This window comes from Sandaracinomonas limnophila, assembly GCF_004005965.1.
GTDB lineage: Bacteria > Bacteroidota > Bacteroidia > Cytophagales > Spirosomataceae > Sandaracinomonas > Sandaracinomonas limnophila.
Genome location: NZ_SACY01000004.1, coordinates 118,608 through 135,120, shown reverse-complemented (window position 1 = coordinate 135,120; position 16,513 = coordinate 118,608). Strand labels below are relative to the sequence as shown.

17 protein-coding genes are annotated in these 16,513 nt (G+C 37.9%); 8 read left to right on the top strand and 9 right to left on the bottom strand.

The window, feature by feature from the left end:
* Window positions 1-43: 43 nt before the first annotated feature.
* The 9 genes from EOJ36_RS09305 to EOJ36_RS09265 all read right to left on the bottom strand — a co-directional run bounded on the left by EOJ36_RS09305 (window position 44) and on the right by EOJ36_RS09265 (window position 11,170).
* A complete protein-coding gene (locus EOJ36_RS09305; RefSeq protein ID WP_164847886.1) occupies window positions 44-850 on the bottom strand; it encodes a VanZ family protein in 807 nt (268 codons plus the stop codon).
* A 109-nt stretch (window positions 851-959) separates the two neighbouring features.
* Window positions 960-2,036: a M56 family metallopeptidase gene (locus EOJ36_RS09300; protein ID WP_164847885.1), complete on the bottom strand. Its 1,077-nt coding sequence runs from the start codon at window positions 2,034-2,036 to the stop codon at window positions 960-962.
* A 124-nt stretch (window positions 2,037-2,160) separates the two neighbouring features.
* Entirely contained in the window at window positions 2,161-2,532 is a 372-nt protein-coding gene (locus EOJ36_RS09295) for a BlaI/MecI/CopY family transcriptional regulator (protein ID WP_127804676.1), read from the bottom strand.
* A gap of 106 nt (window positions 2,533-2,638) precedes the next feature.
* A complete protein-coding gene (locus EOJ36_RS09290; RefSeq protein ID WP_127804675.1) occupies window positions 2,639-4,663 on the bottom strand; it encodes a c-type cytochrome domain-containing protein in 2,025 nt (674 codons plus the stop codon).
* Window position 4,664: 1 nt separating this feature from the next.
* Window positions 4,665-6,116, bottom strand: coding sequence for a DUF1501 domain-containing protein (locus tag EOJ36_RS09285; RefSeq protein WP_127804673.1), 1,452 nt, complete (start codon window positions 6,114-6,116; stop codon window positions 4,665-4,667).
* A 1-nt stretch (window position 6,117) separates the two neighbouring features.
* On the bottom strand, window positions 6,118-8,430 hold the full coding sequence (locus EOJ36_RS09280; protein WP_127804671.1) for a PSD1 and planctomycete cytochrome C domain-containing protein: 2,313 nt from the start codon (window positions 8,428-8,430) through the stop codon (window positions 6,118-6,120).
* Window positions 8,430-9,497: an NHL repeat-containing protein gene (locus tag EOJ36_RS09275; RefSeq protein ID WP_127804954.1), complete on the bottom strand. Its 1,068-nt coding sequence runs from the start codon at window positions 9,495-9,497 to the stop codon at window positions 8,430-8,432. The genes EOJ36_RS09280 and EOJ36_RS09275 overlap by 1 nt, the downstream gene beginning before the upstream one ends.
* Window positions 9,498-9,690: 193 nt before the next feature.
* On the bottom strand, window positions 9,691-10,971 hold the full coding sequence (locus EOJ36_RS09270; protein WP_127804670.1) for a nucleoside hydrolase-like domain-containing protein: 1,281 nt from the start codon (window positions 10,969-10,971) through the stop codon (window positions 9,691-9,693).
* 43 nt (window positions 10,972-11,014) lie between these two features.
* Complete coding sequence (locus EOJ36_RS09265) at window positions 11,015-11,170, bottom strand: DUF2256 domain-containing protein (RefSeq protein ID WP_127804668.1); 156 nt, start codon at window positions 11,168-11,170, stop codon at window positions 11,015-11,017.
* A 47-nt stretch (window positions 11,171-11,217) separates the two neighbouring features.
* Between EOJ36_RS09265 and EOJ36_RS09260 the strand changes: the two genes are divergently transcribed.
* The 8 genes from EOJ36_RS09260 to EOJ36_RS12125 are packed head-to-tail and all read left to right on the top strand — an operon-like array spanning window position 11,218 to window position 16,510.
* Window positions 11,218-11,832 carry a flavin reductase family protein gene (locus tag EOJ36_RS09260; protein WP_127804667.1) on the top strand — a complete coding sequence of 205 codons (615 nt, stop codon included), beginning with the start codon at window positions 11,218-11,220 and terminating at the stop codon, window positions 11,830-11,832.
* 5 nt (window positions 11,833-11,837) lie between these two features.
* Entirely contained in the window at window positions 11,838-12,248 is a 411-nt protein-coding gene (locus tag EOJ36_RS09255; RefSeq protein WP_127804665.1) for an SRPBCC domain-containing protein, read from the top strand.
* A gap of 12 nt (window positions 12,249-12,260) precedes the next feature.
* Window positions 12,261-12,878, top strand: coding sequence for a PhzF family phenazine biosynthesis protein (locus EOJ36_RS09250; protein ID WP_127804663.1), 618 nt, complete (start codon window positions 12,261-12,263; stop codon window positions 12,876-12,878).
* The gene (locus EOJ36_RS09245) at window positions 12,879-14,324 is read left to right on the top strand and encodes a CotH kinase family protein (protein ID WP_127804661.1); all 1,446 of its coding nucleotides are present in this window, start codon (window positions 12,879-12,881) and stop codon (window positions 14,322-14,324) included.
* A complete protein-coding gene (locus EOJ36_RS09240; protein ID WP_127804659.1) occupies window positions 14,324-15,361 on the top strand; it encodes an alkane 1-monooxygenase in 1,038 nt (345 codons plus the stop codon). The genes EOJ36_RS09245 and EOJ36_RS09240 overlap by 1 nt, the downstream gene beginning before the upstream one ends.
* Entirely contained in the window at window positions 15,358-15,912 is a 555-nt protein-coding gene (locus EOJ36_RS09235; protein WP_127804658.1) for a nuclear transport factor 2 family protein, read from the top strand. The genes EOJ36_RS09240 and EOJ36_RS09235 overlap by 4 nt, the downstream gene beginning before the upstream one ends.
* Before the next feature lie 33 nt (window positions 15,913-15,945).
* The gene (locus EOJ36_RS09230) at window positions 15,946-16,260 is read left to right on the top strand and encodes a TM2 domain-containing protein (RefSeq protein WP_127804656.1); all 315 of its coding nucleotides are present in this window, start codon (window positions 15,946-15,948) and stop codon (window positions 16,258-16,260) included.
* A complete protein-coding gene (locus EOJ36_RS12125) occupies window positions 16,229-16,510 on the top strand; it encodes a DUF2752 domain-containing protein (RefSeq protein ID WP_127804654.1) in 282 nt (93 codons plus the stop codon). Before EOJ36_RS09230 ends, EOJ36_RS12125 begins: the two co-directional genes overlap by 32 nt.
* Window positions 16,511-16,513: the final 3 nt, after the last annotated feature.

The window sequence follows — 16,513 nt, the reverse complement described above, 5'->3', positions numbered from 1 at the left end:
AAATATGAATATTCTTTTACTAATTTGAAATATTTTTATTCAATTATTGACAAACCAGCACAAGGTCAGCCAAAAATCCATCTAACGATTCTGGTCCTCCAACCAAGGTTACGGCTTGTCCAACTTTGAGCTGAGCCAGTGAAATAGTTCCAGACGATGATTTTATCTCTGCCTTTGGAGCTAATCGGACATGGAGAAGTTTCCCATTTTTTTGTGTTAAATCAAATCCTTTTGCTTCAATTTTAAAAATGGTGCCAATACCACCTGTTCCTCCGCAAAGGTCATTTAGTTGCGACTTGTCAGACAATTTTTTATCAGATAATGGGTGGTTTGCTCGTGGTTTTCTTTGACTTAAAGCAAACACAGGATAGACGAAATAGAGCGCAATTGCTAAACAGATAACGGAACTAATCATTACTATTTTAGTTGGCAAGGTAAATGCCAAGTAACCAATAAGCACACCCAGTACATTCAAGATTACATCATCGATATCAAAGATGCCAATCTTGAAAATGGATTGAATAGTTTCGATCAGGACACAAAACACAATGGCGAAAACAATTGTTTTATTCCAATTCATCGATCGGAAGACAAACGGTACTAAATAACCAATAGGAATTAGTAAAACGATATTTCCAACAATGTTTAATCCCCCAATGAGCAGGCCTTTAGCGCCCAATACATACGGAATAATGGTTTTGAAGGGAATCCAATTGCCCTCACCACCCTGCGTGCCTCCAAAATTTATATGTAAATGTCCGATTTGAATCTCGGGCAAATCTTTGAAGACTAAGATTTTGAAGAGGAAATAGGTGTATAGGGCGAGAAGGAAAGTAGGTAGGGGTTTCATGGGAGGTGTAAGGTATGAGGTGTAAGGTGGATTAAACGGGAATAGCCTGATGAAAATCATCGGCTATTACACAATCTATCAATCAAATTTTTAAACTAAAACACGGGTTTTATATTTTTTTGGTTTTTATTTCAATAACGCCATTACTCCCTTTTTGAGCATATTTTTCTATGGCTTTTTCTCCCTTTAACACATTGATTGATTCAATTTTATCAGGACTTAATTTATTGATATCTAAGTCTACCATGATGTTTCCATCGACAACAATTAAAGGATTGTTCGTTTTAGCTGGTGTCAAAACCAAGCCTACTTTATTCGTTTTTTTGGGGACCTTTATTGTGTTGACATGATTCCATTTTTCTGGAATCCTATTTGTTATAGCCAATTTTGGCTGCTTTTGATCTTTTTTTATGTCTGTTTTCACATTAACGGCTTGCTCTTGTGCTTGAATTTTCAAGGAGAAGACAATTGCTAATGTAGCAAATAATGGCATGGCCAACATCTTTCTTAGATGTTCAAATTTTGTATTTTTTGAAGTTTTTAACATAATAATTCTTCGTTTAATAGATGAATAAAAAAATGTATGTTTTGGGTTTAAAAATTGATTTCCATATTGAACTTCAAGAATCATTTTCGCTAAAGATGAAGTGTTATTAGGCCCCACTGCCTCCTGGTCTGCGATAAATTCGTGAATATGCTCTAGCTCTTTTTGTATCATCCAGTTGAAGGGATTAATCCAAAAAATAGCCGAAGTTAGTTGGCAAAACAATCTGTCGAAAGAATGTTTTTGTTGTATATGAGTTAGTTCATGTTTGAATATTATTTGTCCATTTTCCGATGCTAAATCAATTGATTTTTTCCAAAAAAGCGTATTTAAAAATGAAAATGGCGCGGCATCGATTTCTGTTTCAATTAGTTCAATATTTTTAAATACAGTACGTACGTGTGATTTTTTTAGTTGATATATGGAATATATTTGCTTGGATAGGTATCCTAAAAATGCAATAGAAATGATGCCATATAGATAAAAAGATACCTCTTGCCAATGTTCACTTATCCAATTAGATTGCTCAGCCTTTACTTGAATGGTAGAGAGAAGATACATGGCTTTAAGCACTTCAGCATCCGACTCTTGGTGTGTAGCGATTAGATTTAAATTGAACAATGGAATAAGTAGACTAAGCAATAAGCTAATTAACAAGTAAAATCGGTTATAACTATGAAATTTGTTGTTTCTTAAAAAAAGTAGATAATAAGTAAAAAAGAGTCCCGAGAGTAGAGTACTTTTTATCAAGTAAATGAATAGTAGATTATAGTTCATTTTTCTTATTTTTTAATTGACTAATTAATAACTCTAAATCTTCAATTGACATCTGATTTTTGTCGACTAAATAGGAAACCACATTGCTATATGAACCTCCAAAAAACGACTCAGTTAGTCCTGCCATTCGAACTCCGGAATAGGCTTCTTTACTAATCTTGGGAAAATAAAAGTTATTTCGATTTGGATTGTTTATCCCAACAAATTCTTTTTCTACTAAAATTTTAAGAAGGGTGGCAACGGTATTTGAATGTGCCTTTGGTTCAGGTAGATTTTCCAAAATATCTTTTAAAAATCCGCCCTCGGGTAGTTCCCAAAGTACTTGCATAATTTGCTCTTCTGCCTGCGTTAATTTTTTCATTGTTCCTTATTTGTTGGAACAAATGTATAACTAATTTTTTAGTTACAAAATATTTTTAACTAAATTTTTAGTTATTATTTTATACCTCACACCTTATACCTATTACTTAATAAAACACCACCTCGTCCACCTTCAACCAAGCGCCTTTCCCTTTGTTGTCTACAAAAGAAGGTAGTTTTTTGTTTCGGTGGGCTTTGATGCGGTAATAAGTTGATGGTACGGTGGAGATTGGAATATTGATGCCTTTTAGGTTATACCCACTTTTTTCTTTGGGTTGTATGGGGGAAAAGCTGGCAATTAATTTAAGGTTCTTTGAGTCATTTCCTGCCCAAATTTCTATTTTAGTAGGAGGAAACACGTCGGCATCTGTTTTTTCTAAATAGGAGAAGGTAAGTCCATTAACCTTTGTAGGTAGCTGAAAGCTGGCCAAAGCATCTAAATCTGTATCTTTGAATCCTAACCAAGTGAGGTTCGGAACGCCTTTTACCTCCCTTGCTCCTTGTTCAAAATCCATCAAACTCATCCCACCCTTCGCCGGATATTTGGGCGATGGAGTGCTTAATAAATCGATTTTATGTGGAACAAAATTAGATTTATACACCTTTACATCCACCGGATTACTAGCGTACCAATCGGGTTTGGTAGCAATGATGCGGACTTTGGTGTAGTTTTTGATGGGCACGATCCCTTTTGTTTGCAAACGGGAAAGACTATCTGGTAGGGAATCGTTTACCGTATATCTGAAAACCACATCATTAATTGTATGCTTGAAAGAGAGCTGCTCATTTGGTCTTAAAATCAGTTTTTCGTTGACCAAAATGGGTGGATTTATCTGTAATGTTTCATTTTTTAAAACAACCGTTTGCTCAATACTTACTTTCGGAAATTGTTTTTTCAATTGGGTAATTTCTGGATTGCTAATTACTGTGTTCCAAATTGCCAAGGTCTTTAAATTGGGTAATTTTTTTAACAGATCTACAACCCCTCGATAACTCACTTTTGTTGCATTTAAATGCAGTCTTTCAAGATGTAAAAATTTTGTTAAAATGTTTAAATCTGCATCCGAAACGGGCATTTTGTTTAGATTGATTCCAATTAATTGCTCCGATACTTTGCTTAAATTTTCCAAGGATTTAGGATCAAATTTGGCCGCTACAAAAAACTCTGCTTGCAGGGCTGGCGAATCATAGGCAATGGGATATACCGAGCAAAAGGGTGTATTTACGGCCGCAATATCTTTTTCAGATGCAGCTGAAAAATCATAAACTGGCTCAATTGTGGTTTCTTGTTGTTTAGTAGCAAGATTTTGAAATACTTTGCTGTAGGCTCCCACCTTCTGCTCAACCTTTGCCCCTTCTTTGATCCAAAGCGTTAAGATTAGTTGCTCATCTGCCGTTAGCTGTGCTTTGCCAGCTGGAGGCATGTGTTTTTTATTATTCAAAGGCAAGTTCATGCGCTGAAGTAAATGACTGTTTAAATCGCCAGCCTTCCAAATAGGTCCATTTTTCCCGCCTTTCAATAAATTCGCAAGGGTATTCATTTTTAAACCTCCCTTAGACTTTTGTTCATTGTGGCACGACTCGCATTTAGTCTTTAGAATGGGTTGTACCAAGGCCTCAAAGGCAATAGATTCGTTGGTAATGGCTTCTTTTTGTTCTCCAAATTGCAAATAATCTGCTCCGTGGGTGATGGATGCACCTGTATGTCCTGCAAAAATCAAGGTCAATACACCTAAAATTCCAACCATAAGGGGACTTTTTTGCCATAACACCCAAGCAAAATACACAAAAGAAACCGCCACGCCCGACCATTGATGCCAGGTGATTTGCTCGGCCTCATAGCCTCCTTCTTTGGCTAAAAAGAGACCAAAAATGGCTGTTGCAGTAGAGAAAAGTGCGGTTAATACGAGGAGGGATTGAAATAGAATTTCAATTTGTTCAAATTGCTTTTTGACTACACTGAAAAGGGCCAATAAAACCCCAAAACCAATAGGTAAATGCAAAATCAGCGGGTGCAAATGGCCTATGCCCGCCAGCGGTAATTCAAATGACTCTTGAAATACTAAAAGAAATAGCAACAAGCATTGTAAAAACCATAAAAAGAGCGTCCCTATTTGTAAGAATCTTTGCATATTAGGCGATTAATCCGGGTAAAACGTTTCCTGCCACATCGGTGAGTCTGTACCTTCTGCCCAAATGTTTATAAGTCAATTGCTCATGATTGATGCCCATCAAATGTTGTACAGTGGCATGGAAATCATGAATATGTACAGGATCTTTGATGACATTGTAGCCAAATTCATCCGTTTCTCCATATACCGTTCCGGGTTTCACACCACCCCCGGCCATAAAAATACTATAGGCTCTTGGGTGATGATCTCTGCCATAATTATCGAGTGTGTATTGGCCTTGACAATAATTGGTTCGTCCAAATTCTCCTCCCCAAATGACCAGCGTTTCGTCCAATAAGCCTCTTTGTTTTAAATCAGTAATCAATGCTGCAGAAGAGCGATCCACATCTTGGGCTTGCATGGCCATTTCTTTTGGTAAATTGCCGTGAGAGTCCCAACCTTGGTGATAAATTTGCACAAATCGCACACCCGATTCGGATAATTTGCGGGCCAGTAAAACATTGGCGGCGTATGTGCCCGGTACCAGACATTCCGGACCATACATTTTTACGATATAATCGGGTTCTTTCGACAAATCGGTCAATTCCGGTACGGCCGTTTGCATGCGATAGGCCATTTCATATTGCTGTACCTTGGCTTCTACTTCAGGGTCTTTGTTTTCTTGGAAGCCCTCGTGATTGAGTTCTGCCAGTTGGTCGAGCATGCGTCTTCTGCCTGCTTTGTCGATACCTTCCACATCATTTAAATACAAAATGGGATCTTCCGAACTGCTAAAAACCACACCCTGGTGCGTTGAATCCAAGAATCCGTTGGTCCACAATTTGGAGTACACCCCTTGGCCATTTCCTCTACCTCTAGACAACAAAACGCAAAAGGCTGGTAAATTTTTGTTTTCGCTGCCTAAACCATAGGACATCCAGGCGCCCATGCTGGGCCTGTTGCCCACCTGTGCTCCTGTTTGTAAAAAAGTTAGGGCCGGGTCATGATTGATCGCATCCGTGTTCATGGTTCGAATGATGCATAAGTCGTCTGCAATGGAGCCAATATGGGGGAATAAATCGCTCACAAAAGCACCCGATTTACCATATTGTTTGAACCCGTAAAAGGAGCCAACTAGGGGGAATTTATCTTGTGAGGCTGTCATACCCGTTAATCGCTGTCCCCCACGAATCGATTCTGGGAGGTCGGTACCTGCCATTTTATTGAGTAAGGGCTTATGGTCAAAACTTTCGTACTGAGAGGGCGCGCCATTCTGACACAAATAGATAACGCGCTTTGCTTTTGGCGCAAAATGCGCCAATCCTAAGGGCATTGCCTGTGAACTTTCTCCTCCCTTGAACAAATCTGGAACCAATAAAGACCCCAAAGCCAATCCGCCAATACCAGCAGCGGCCTGACCAAAGAAATGCCTGCGGGTAATGTTGAGCCGATTTTTTAAGAATTCATTTTCCATATTACACACGCATAATGGCCTCCTCCATGTTATAGATTAATTGGATTGTCAACATCAATGCTGCCGTAGCACTAGTGTTGCGGGCTTTCTCAAGCTTGTATTCTCCAATTTTCATCAGTTTTTGAACTTTTTGAGGCGATTTTTTAAAGCTTTCTTCTTCCTGTTGGTAATAAATGGTCAACAAGTCCATTTCTTTTTTACTTGGATTTCGACAAATTATTTTTCGAAAAGATTGCTTGATTTTGTTTTCCAAATTTCCTTGCTCTTGCGATAATTTACTGGCCATGATTCGGGCGCTTTCCAACACATGGGGGTCGTTCATCATCACCAAGGCTTGTAAAGGTGTGTTGGTTCTGCCCCTTTGTACTTCGCATTGGTCGCGATTGCTGGCATCGAAAATCAACATGCTTGGCGGCGGAACGGTCCGTTTGATGAACACATACATTCCTCTGCGGTATAAATCTTGGTTGTGGTCTTGAATATAATTCATCAAGGAGCCCCTACCAGAGGTGGCTACTTCCCATAGTCCTTTGGGTTGATACGTTTTTACACTTGGTCCACCAATTTCTCTATTCAGTAATCCAGATGATGCCAATACTTGGTCTCTAATTTGTTCTGCAGGAATGCGGATTCGAGACATACGTGACAAATAAATGTTTTCGGGGTCGGTTTTTAAGGCGTTTTTCGTGAGGGTTGAGGATTGTCGATAAGTGGCCGACATCACCAATTGCTTGACCAATCGCTTGATATTCCATCCATTTTTTTGAAAATCAACAGCCAACCAATCGAGTAATTCGGGGTGGGTGGGAAGCTCTCCTTGCATGCCAAAATCTCCTACCGTTTTTACAATGCCTCTGCCAAAGATTTGTGCCCATATCCGGTTAACAAATACACGAGCCGTTAATGGATTGTTTTTGTCGAGCAACCAACGCGCTAATCCCAATCGATTTTGGCCGTATTTTTTGCCGTCGAAAGGTAGGATACTTTTGGGAAGTCCCATTGTAACTTCTGCGCCATGCATGTCGTAATTACCACGCGAAAGTACATAGGTTGGTCGGCGATGAGTGGAATCTGCCATGATCATCACATCTACCGAAGACGTATCTTTTTTATTGATGAATTTCAAAATTGCTTTAACGTCCTTGGTCGAAATCGACATGTTTGGAGGATCGGCAAAAGAGGCGTCAATCGTTCCAAAAAGTCCTTTTTCGGGTACTTGATTGAAAAAGGCAAAGGTGCTGTAATAGTCTTTTTGAGAAATGGGATCGTATTTGTGGTCGTGGCAACGAGCACATTCAAAGGTGAGAGCCAGAAACGATTTTGAAAAGGTATTGGTGCGGTCGTTTACGTATTCTACACGGTATTCCTCATCGATTACGCCACCTTCTTGAGTGATTTTATGGTTTCTGTTGAAACCTGTTGCCAAAAGCATTTCCTTTGTTGGTTTGGGAAACAAATCACCGGCTAACTGCCAGGTTAAAAATTTGGCATAAGAGTAATTTGAGTTGAAGGCATGAATGACCCAGTCGCGCCAAGGCCACATGGTGCGGAGGCCGTCGTCTTGGTAACCATGCGAATCTGCATAACGGGCTAAATCGAGCCAAGGAGTGGCCATTTTTTCTCCATAATGTTTACTTGCAAGCAATTCGTCGACCATTTTTTCATAAGCCTTTTCACTATTGTCTTGCAAGAATCTGTCTTGCATATCGAGACCAGGTGGCAATCCTGTTAAGTCCAAACTAACTCGCTTCAGTAATTGTTCTTTTGTAGCCTCTTCACTTGGAGAAAGGCCTTTTTCTTCCATTTTTGCATAGACGAAATAATCGATTGGGCTTCTTGCCCAATCTTTATCTGCCTCAGGTAAGGTACTTTGAACGGGTTTGATGAAGGCCCAATGTGGTTTGTAAACAGCACCTTGTTTGATCCATTTTTCAATAAGTTCAATTTCGTGCACTGAAACCGTTAAATGGGAATTCATCGGCGGCATGCGCTGACTAGTATCTTTGGTAATCAATCGCAAGTAGGCATCCGAAGCATTTGGATTGCCAGCGACAATTGCATGCATAGCTTTATTGTCTTTAAAGGCGGCATAGGCACCTTCGGGCGTATCTAAACGAAGATTTGCCTTGCGTTTGTTGGCATCAGGACCATGGCATTTGAAGCAACGGTCCGATAATATAGGCCGAATGTGATAATTGTAATCGACTACCTCTGGAATTGAGTTGTCAATAGCGTTTTCCGATGGGCTAAAATAATAGTAGGCTCCCAAAATTAGGAGCACTATAGGTAGGCCATATCGGAATAATTTCGGCATTAGATTCGTTCTAATTTAATTGGATAGGTTTTATTGGAAGCCCATTGAGGCACATAAATATTTTCATCCGAATCGGCATAAACATCGTGTGGATGAATAAATACTTTGTTTTCGTCTTCTTTGTGTTGGGCTTGCAAGATGCCATTTTGGTAAACAGGAGCAGAGCCACCAGGTGTGGAAACGACCTGCATGTTTTTATCAATTATTTGGATATAACCAGAACCCACATTAGACTCTTTGGTGCTTCGGAAACAAGCTGCAAGGATGTTTTCGCCATGTAACACAGGTCTACATATATAGGAACCTGGATAATGGTAACGCGTGATGAATTTTCCGTCTAGGGTGAATCGCTTGAGGCTGTTATTGACACGGTCGGTGATGAGCAAGGTCCAATTTTTGGGATCACGCGTATCTACTAAAACTCCATGGCAACAATTGAATTTATCATCTGCATAACCATCGGTTTTACCTCCAAAATGTCGGATGTAATTTCCTTTGGCATCGTATTGAATGATGTAATTGGCGCCGTAGCCGTCGGCAACGTAAATGTCCCCATTTTTCGGATTTACAGCTGTTTCTGTGGGTACAAATTGGTGCGGGTGATCGTAAACACCCGTTTCTTTGGGGTAGTCAATTTTAAAGATTTCCTTGCCTTTTAAGTCGGTTTTAATGACCTGATGGCGGTTATTATCGCAAATTAATAAGAATTGTTCGTGTCCTTCGTTTACTAAAGTGAGTCCATGCGCGCCCGGATAGGAGTGTCCCCAAGCCTCTAGCAATTTTCCCGATTTATCATATATGAGCACATTGTTTTTGGTTTCATTGGTAAGCAAAAACAAACGGCCTTTGGCGTCTTCTACCATCTCATGACAATCGTTTACGGGATTTTTCCCAGCATCTAGAATCCCCCAATTGGGAACGACTTTGTATTGGAAGTTTCCGTGGCCGAGGATGATTTCACCCGGTTTGGGAGCAATTTTTTTCATAGAAGTAGAAGGTAATAAGGCACCAGCAGCTACAATGGAACTATTTTGCAAGAATTTTCTGCGCGGCATGTGTTCGTTCATCGTGTAATAGGTCAAAAATTTCTTTTAAAGATACAATTTTTTTAGAAATGAAGAATATTGGAATATGGGAATATAGGAATATAGGAATATAGGAATATAGGAATCTGAGAATTTATCCTACTCTGCCCACTATCTCACTAGCCCACTTTGCTCACAGGCTCACTCTGCTCACTGGCTCACTGGCTCACTTTGCTCACTGGCTCAATCTGTTCCCCCAATCCTCCATCACTGCCTTTCTCCACTTAGAAATGGTTTTTCCGCCTTGTATTTTACCATCGTAAAGGGCTGGATCACTTTTATCGGAATACCAGTTTGGACCTAATTGTATATCTGTTGAATGCATTTTTCCTGGCCACTGATTCGTGACAATTAATGTTCCCTCTCCTGTGGGGAATTCGGGTATGGATGAGGTAATTTTATAGTGAATAATTTCGGCTTGTTTTGGGACATAATGTAGCCCATAAAAACCATCGCCTAAATAATACCCACCCCATTTTTGAGCCCCACCGGCATAGGGAGTTTCCATGTAAAAAACGAAAGAATCTTTTGGGGCATTTATTTTTGGCCCCTTGAATTGAAAGGAAACAAGGGTGCAAAATGCAACTGTATCTTTTTCGGTCGTCAATCGATTAAAATCAACTTTTGCACTTCGATTAATTTTTTCAAAACTTCCTCCCCAACTTTCCTTCGTTGGGTTGTTCGGATCACCATCCATCATATAAAGGAGCGAAGGCGTGTCTCCCATTTTTACTTTTCCTTTGTAATAGTTTACAAAATCTTTTCCCAATTCACCTGCATTAGCTAAATATTGCTCATAAAAATCAGATTCGTCGATGCGATCAAGTTCATTGGTTTTAGAGAAGAACCCATAATAGGAGGAATTGTTTTCAATTATCCAAAGGTTCGGGAAATTATGTGCAATATAGGCGTATGCATTAGCACTCCATTTTTTGTTGGGTCCACCAATCCAATATACACGAATGTTTTGCTGAATCTCGGGGGCATCGTGTAATGCCTGTGCCAAATCTTCTAATCCACCCCACACTAACACCCATAATTTTTGTTTAGAAGATTTTTTCGCACATTGTATAATCCAGTTTGAGCCTTCTGTAGCTCCGGTGTAACCGAGAAAAGGAGCTCCACCTTTTCTACCTTGTTTGGTAATGCTTCGTAAATAGTTTGCAGTGGCTAATCCTTTTTGTTTTTTTGATAAGTTGGCAAAATCCTTTTCATATAAATCGAGCATGCGCAGGATTTCTTCTTTTCTGCCGACCCCATAAGATGGAGATGAAACAAGTCCTTCAATATTGAAAAGATTGTTATACATGAGCAGGTGAGTCATCGATTGATTATCATCTGGATCCGTACCGCCAATATCTGTACTAATTAATATCCTTGGTTTTTCAGGAACTGGTTTTTGTCCAAAAATTGGATGTAAAAAAAATGTTAGAAGTACAATTACAAGTTTATTCATTTGTAAAAAAATTACATTAAATGTAAAAAAAAACGCAAAGTAATTAATCCCTATTTTTATTTTTCGATTTTATTCGGCACACATCACTGCAATATTTTACATTGTCCCAACAGCGCTCCCATTTTTTTCTCCAAGAAAAAGGCCTTTCGCAAACAATACAAATTTTGTTGGGAAGGTTTTCTTTTTTTACATTTTTCATTTGCATCAATTTACCAAAGTGTATCTTTGACTAAATTAAAAAACAATATGAAGACTTGTATTCGCTTGGAAGAAATTATGCAATTGGAATTGCGTGAAAGAGCGCATTTTATCAACAGCGTTGGTGGATTTAAAAGCATTGGTTTAATCGGTACAAGTGATAGACAAGGACAAACTAATTTGGCAATATTCAGCTCCATAGTCCATATCGGGGCAAATCCTCCATTAATTAGTTTTATTATGCGTCCAGATTCTGTAGAAAGACATACCTTATCCAATATTTTATCCACCGGTTATTACACCATAAATCATGTCAACGAATCTATTTTTCAGAAGGCACACCAAACTTCTGCACGATACCCCCAAGAAGTTTCAGAATTTGAAGTTACTGGCCTAACAAGAGAGTATAAAAATGATTTTTTTGCTCCATTTGTTCAAGAGAGTGCTGTTCAACTGGGAGTTCAATTTAAGGAGCGAATCGATTTAACAATCAATCAAACTATTATGATTATTGGTCAAATTGAACAAGTTCATTTTCCAAAAGATTGTTTACACCCAGACGGATATTTGGATATCGAAAAAGCAGGTACTATTTCTTGTTCTGGTCTAGATAGTTACCATAAAACACAAAGAATAGATCGTTTACCCTATGCTAAACTATAATTAATATGTCTAAAATTACTGTATCTGCAAATATAAACAGTCCAATAAATGAAGTTTGGGAAAAATGGACAAATCCCACACACGTGCTACATTGGAACTTTGCACACGAATCTTGGCATTGTCCGAAAGCCACTGCAGACCTCCAAGTAGGCGGGGAGTTTCATTACTTGATGGCTGCAAAAGACGCAAGTTTTGAGTTTGATTTCTGGGGAACTTTTCAAGAAATTGAAAAGGAGAAATATATCAAGATTTTATTGGGAGATGGTCGCGAAATGGAAGTCTTTTTTCATCAAAATGTAAATAGAACGGAAGTAAGTGAAGTATTTGATCCTGAAAATCAAAATCCACACGAAATGCAGCAACAAGGCTGGCAGTCTATTTTGAATCAGTTTAAAAAGTATGTGGTAGAAAATTAATTTTTTTACAAAATGAAACTTACCCTCTACCAAGTCGACGCCTTTGCTGAGCAAGTTTTTCAAGGAAATCCTGCTGCAGTTTGTCCGTTGGCCGAATGGTTGCCGGATGAAATATTACAAAAAATAGCCCTTGAAAACAACCTTTCTGAAACCGCCTTTTATGTGATTCAAAACAATCAAGTAGAAATTCGATGGTTTACCCCCAATACTGAGGTTGAGTTGACCAAAGAATTAATACAATCAACCAACTATATGCCTAAATTGGCTTTCAAAGGAAAGTCTGATTATCTGTTAATTTTTGAAAACGAGGAAGTTATTTCCGCCATTCAACCCAATTTAGGAAATATTGAAAAACTAGGGACACGCGGATTAATTGTTTCTGCTAAGGGAAATACATGTGATTTTGTTTCCAGATTTTTTGGACCCAATTGTGGAGTTAATGAAGATCCTGTTACTGGTTCTGCTCATACTACTTTGGTGCCGTATTGGTCTAATGTATATGGAAAATCAGATTTTATAGCCAAGCAACTTTCTGAAAGGGGTGGAAATCTTCAATGTAAATTAGAGGGTAACCGTGTGGAGATTTCTGGGAAAGCTGTTTTATATTTGAAAGGTGAAATTTTTATTTAAATGAAAAGAATTTTAGTATTTTGTTTTCTCATTTTAATTTCTTGTAAACAACATTTACAAGTTGAAGTTATTGATACAAAAGCCAGCGATGGCCAGGTATTAGCACTTGAAACAGGAAAAAGTACCATACCTTATTTTGTTATAAATACGCAAGGAAATGAGATTCTTTATGGCACAAAAAGCAACGCCACCCTAAAAGTTTACCAGCAAAAAAATCTTTTACAAAAACAAAATATCACCCTGAAATTTCGTGGAAAAACATCTTTTCGTTTATCTGATAAAAAATCTTATAACGTTGGCACCGTAGATGAGGCAGGGAAGGGATTTGATGTTTCCATGCTAGGTTTACCTGCGGAACAAGATTGGCGACTCATCGGACATGTTGTCAATTTGATTGATAAATATATTTGGGATAAAACCCTTATGTACAATTATATCGGCTATGAACTTTCTCGAAAAATGGGAAAGTATGCCAGCCGGGGACAGTTGGTCGAGGTGGAAATAAACGGTTCATATCAGGGAGTTTATTTATTCTGTGAAAAATTAAATAGAAGCACAAATAGAATAAATATTAAATCAATGAATTCCTCCGCTACAAATATAACGGGAGGGTATATTTTAAAAATTGATAAAGTAGATTCTGCACCAGAAAACGATTTAAAACCTAATTCATATTTTCTTTCGAATTGGGCTGATGATGCAACCTATAATGAATACAATAGTTTTAGAAGTAATTATGATATTAATAAAAATCTCTTGACCTTTCCACCGTTTTTGCCGGCTTTTCATCCTAATAAATATTTAGAAACCTATTTTACGTACGAATACCCCAGTGCAGAAAAAATAACACCAGCTCAAAAAGTATATATTTCCAAATATCTTGATCAATTCGAGATGGCATTGATCACGGATGATTTTTCAAAAACAACTCGTACTTATACTAATTTTATTGATATAGATAGCTTCGTGGATTATTTCATAATTACTGAGCTTTGTAGAAATGTGGATGCTTATCGGCTAAGCACCTATGTTACAAAAGATGCAGACGGCAAATTGGTAATGGGACCAACCTGGGACCTTAACATTGGTTTTGATGAGGGGGGAAGAGTTCCAATAAACGAATGGGTTGCAAATTATAATAATTTTGTTTCCTCAGACGCGTGGATGGCACCTTTTTGGTGGACCAGATTATTAGAAGATCCAATTTTTAAACAAAAGGTTAAAGCCCGCTGGCAAGGACTTCGTTCGGCAGAATTTTCTACTGCCGCGATGACTCAATTGGTAGAAAATACAGCGCAATCATTGATTACTAATGGAGCCGTTGCTAGAAATTATGCAATTTGGGACAAAGAAAAGGTAGTAAATTATACAAAATCCGTTGAGGCACTTAAGCTTTTTTTAGAAAATCGATCGGGATGGATGGACCAAAAAATTAATGGCTGGTAATGATTAAATATTACACACCTTTTTTACTTTTTTTCTTAGCAGGAATTTCGTTTTTCTCCTACGGAATAGCTGCTTGGGCACCGCTAATATTCATTTTTTTCATAATTCCAGGACTTGAATTGTTTATCAAGCCAGATCCACAAAACCTAGACCCAAAAGAGGAAGAATTGGCTAAAAATAATAAGGGGTTTGATTTTGTAATATATGCCGCCGCCGTCGGACAATTTATTTCTTTATGTTTGTTTTTTCGTCAGATTCAAGAGCCGGGTATAGGCACTTCTGATATTTTAGCTAGAATAATTTCAATGGGACTTTTGTGCGCCATTTTTGGAATTAATCTCGGACATGAATTAGGACATCGTGTTAATAAATTTGAGCAAACCCTTGCCAAATTGTTGTTGCTTACTAGTTTGTACATGCAATTTTTTATTGACCATAACAAAGGGCACCACTCGCATGTAGGTACCCCAAATGATCCCAGTTCAGCTAAACTAAACCAATCTATTTATGCATTTTACCTGCAAACTTTTATCGGAACGTATTTGAGCGCTTGGAAAATTTCCTTAAAAGATTGCAAAAAGAAGGGTAAAAAAAGCTTTTCCATTCATAATGAAATGCTTCAATTTCAATTCATTCAACTGGCATTTCTATGGCTCATTTATTATTTGTTTGGCCCAGCAGTCATGTTTTATTTTATGCTTTCAGCATTCATTGGAAGTATTTTGCTCGAAAGCATCAATTACATTGAACATTATGGATTGAGTAGGATTCAAAAACGGGAAGCAATTTATGAACGGGTTCAACCTTGGCATAGCTGGAATAGTAATCACCAAATTGGTCGACTGATGCTGTTTGAATTAAGTCGCCATTCAGATCATCATTACTTGGCTTCCCGCAAATATCAAATCCTTCGCCATATAGAAACTGCTCCTCAAATGCCAACAGGTTATCCAGGTATGATTTTATTGGCATTAATTCCTCCTCTTTGGTTTAGGATTATGAATAAAAAAATTAAAACGCTCAGTCAAAAATTATGAAAAAAACAGTAACTCAACCACTTGCTCACTGGCTTACTCTTCAACCACAAGGGTTGAAGCTACTTGCACATTGGCTTACTCTTCAACCACAAGGGTTGAAGCTACTTGCTTACTTGCTCACTTGCTTACTTTTCGCTTGCTCAAATTTAAACGCCCAAACAAATACTGCTGATTCAGATAAAATCAAAAGTGTTATTTTAAAAACTTTTGCAGCAATGAAGTCGGTAGATTCTGTGGCTTTAAAATCTTGTTTTACCCCAAATGCAGTTTTAAATATTAGTACTATTCGCCCAGAAGGAAATATGGTGAGAGAGGTTCCTAGTAGTAAATTTATTCAAAATGTGATGACTAGAAAACCAGGAGACATGGATGAAAGAGTAGTTTCATGGGGTAATATTTCAATTGATAATGAAATAGCCTCTGCATGGGTTCCGTATGAATTTTACCTAAAAGAAAAGTTTTCTCACAAAGGGGTGGATGTTTTTATTTTGGTTAAATCTGGAGATGAGTGGAAAATTCAGACCTTATTGTACAATATGCAGAAGAATTAGTAATTTGAAGCAATTAATTAAACCTATGCAATTATGTATTGTCAAAATTGTTGGAAAGAAATAGATGATAAAGCTGTTATTTGTGTAAACTGTGGGGTTCCCACCAAGAATTTTTCTCATCAGTCTAACATAGTCCCACCTAATTCATTTGATTGGCTCACAACTTTATTGCTTTGTATCTTTTTTGGGGCATTTGGCGTGCACAGTTTTTATACAAGAAAATATGGAGTTGGTATTTTTCAATTATTAACTCTTGGCGGTTGTGGTATTTGGGCAACCGTTGACCTTATCATGATTATAATAGGCAGTTTCAAAGATGGAAATGGTAATCCGCTTTTTAGAAAATAATCAGAAATGGCTTCTTTTCATCCTGCCAATTCTAATTTGGTTCATTGATTTTAACGCAGGTGAACAAGATTTTTCTTTTTGCCTTTTTAAAAACATCTTTGGATTCAATTGCTATGGATGTGGTTTTTTAAGAGGATTTTCAGCTTTTTTGCATCTTAAATTTGATAAAATGTTTGAATTAAATCCGCTCAATTTGCTAACTGTCCCCCATTTTGTTTTTATTTTAGGCCACCTATTGATTAAAAAATAAATC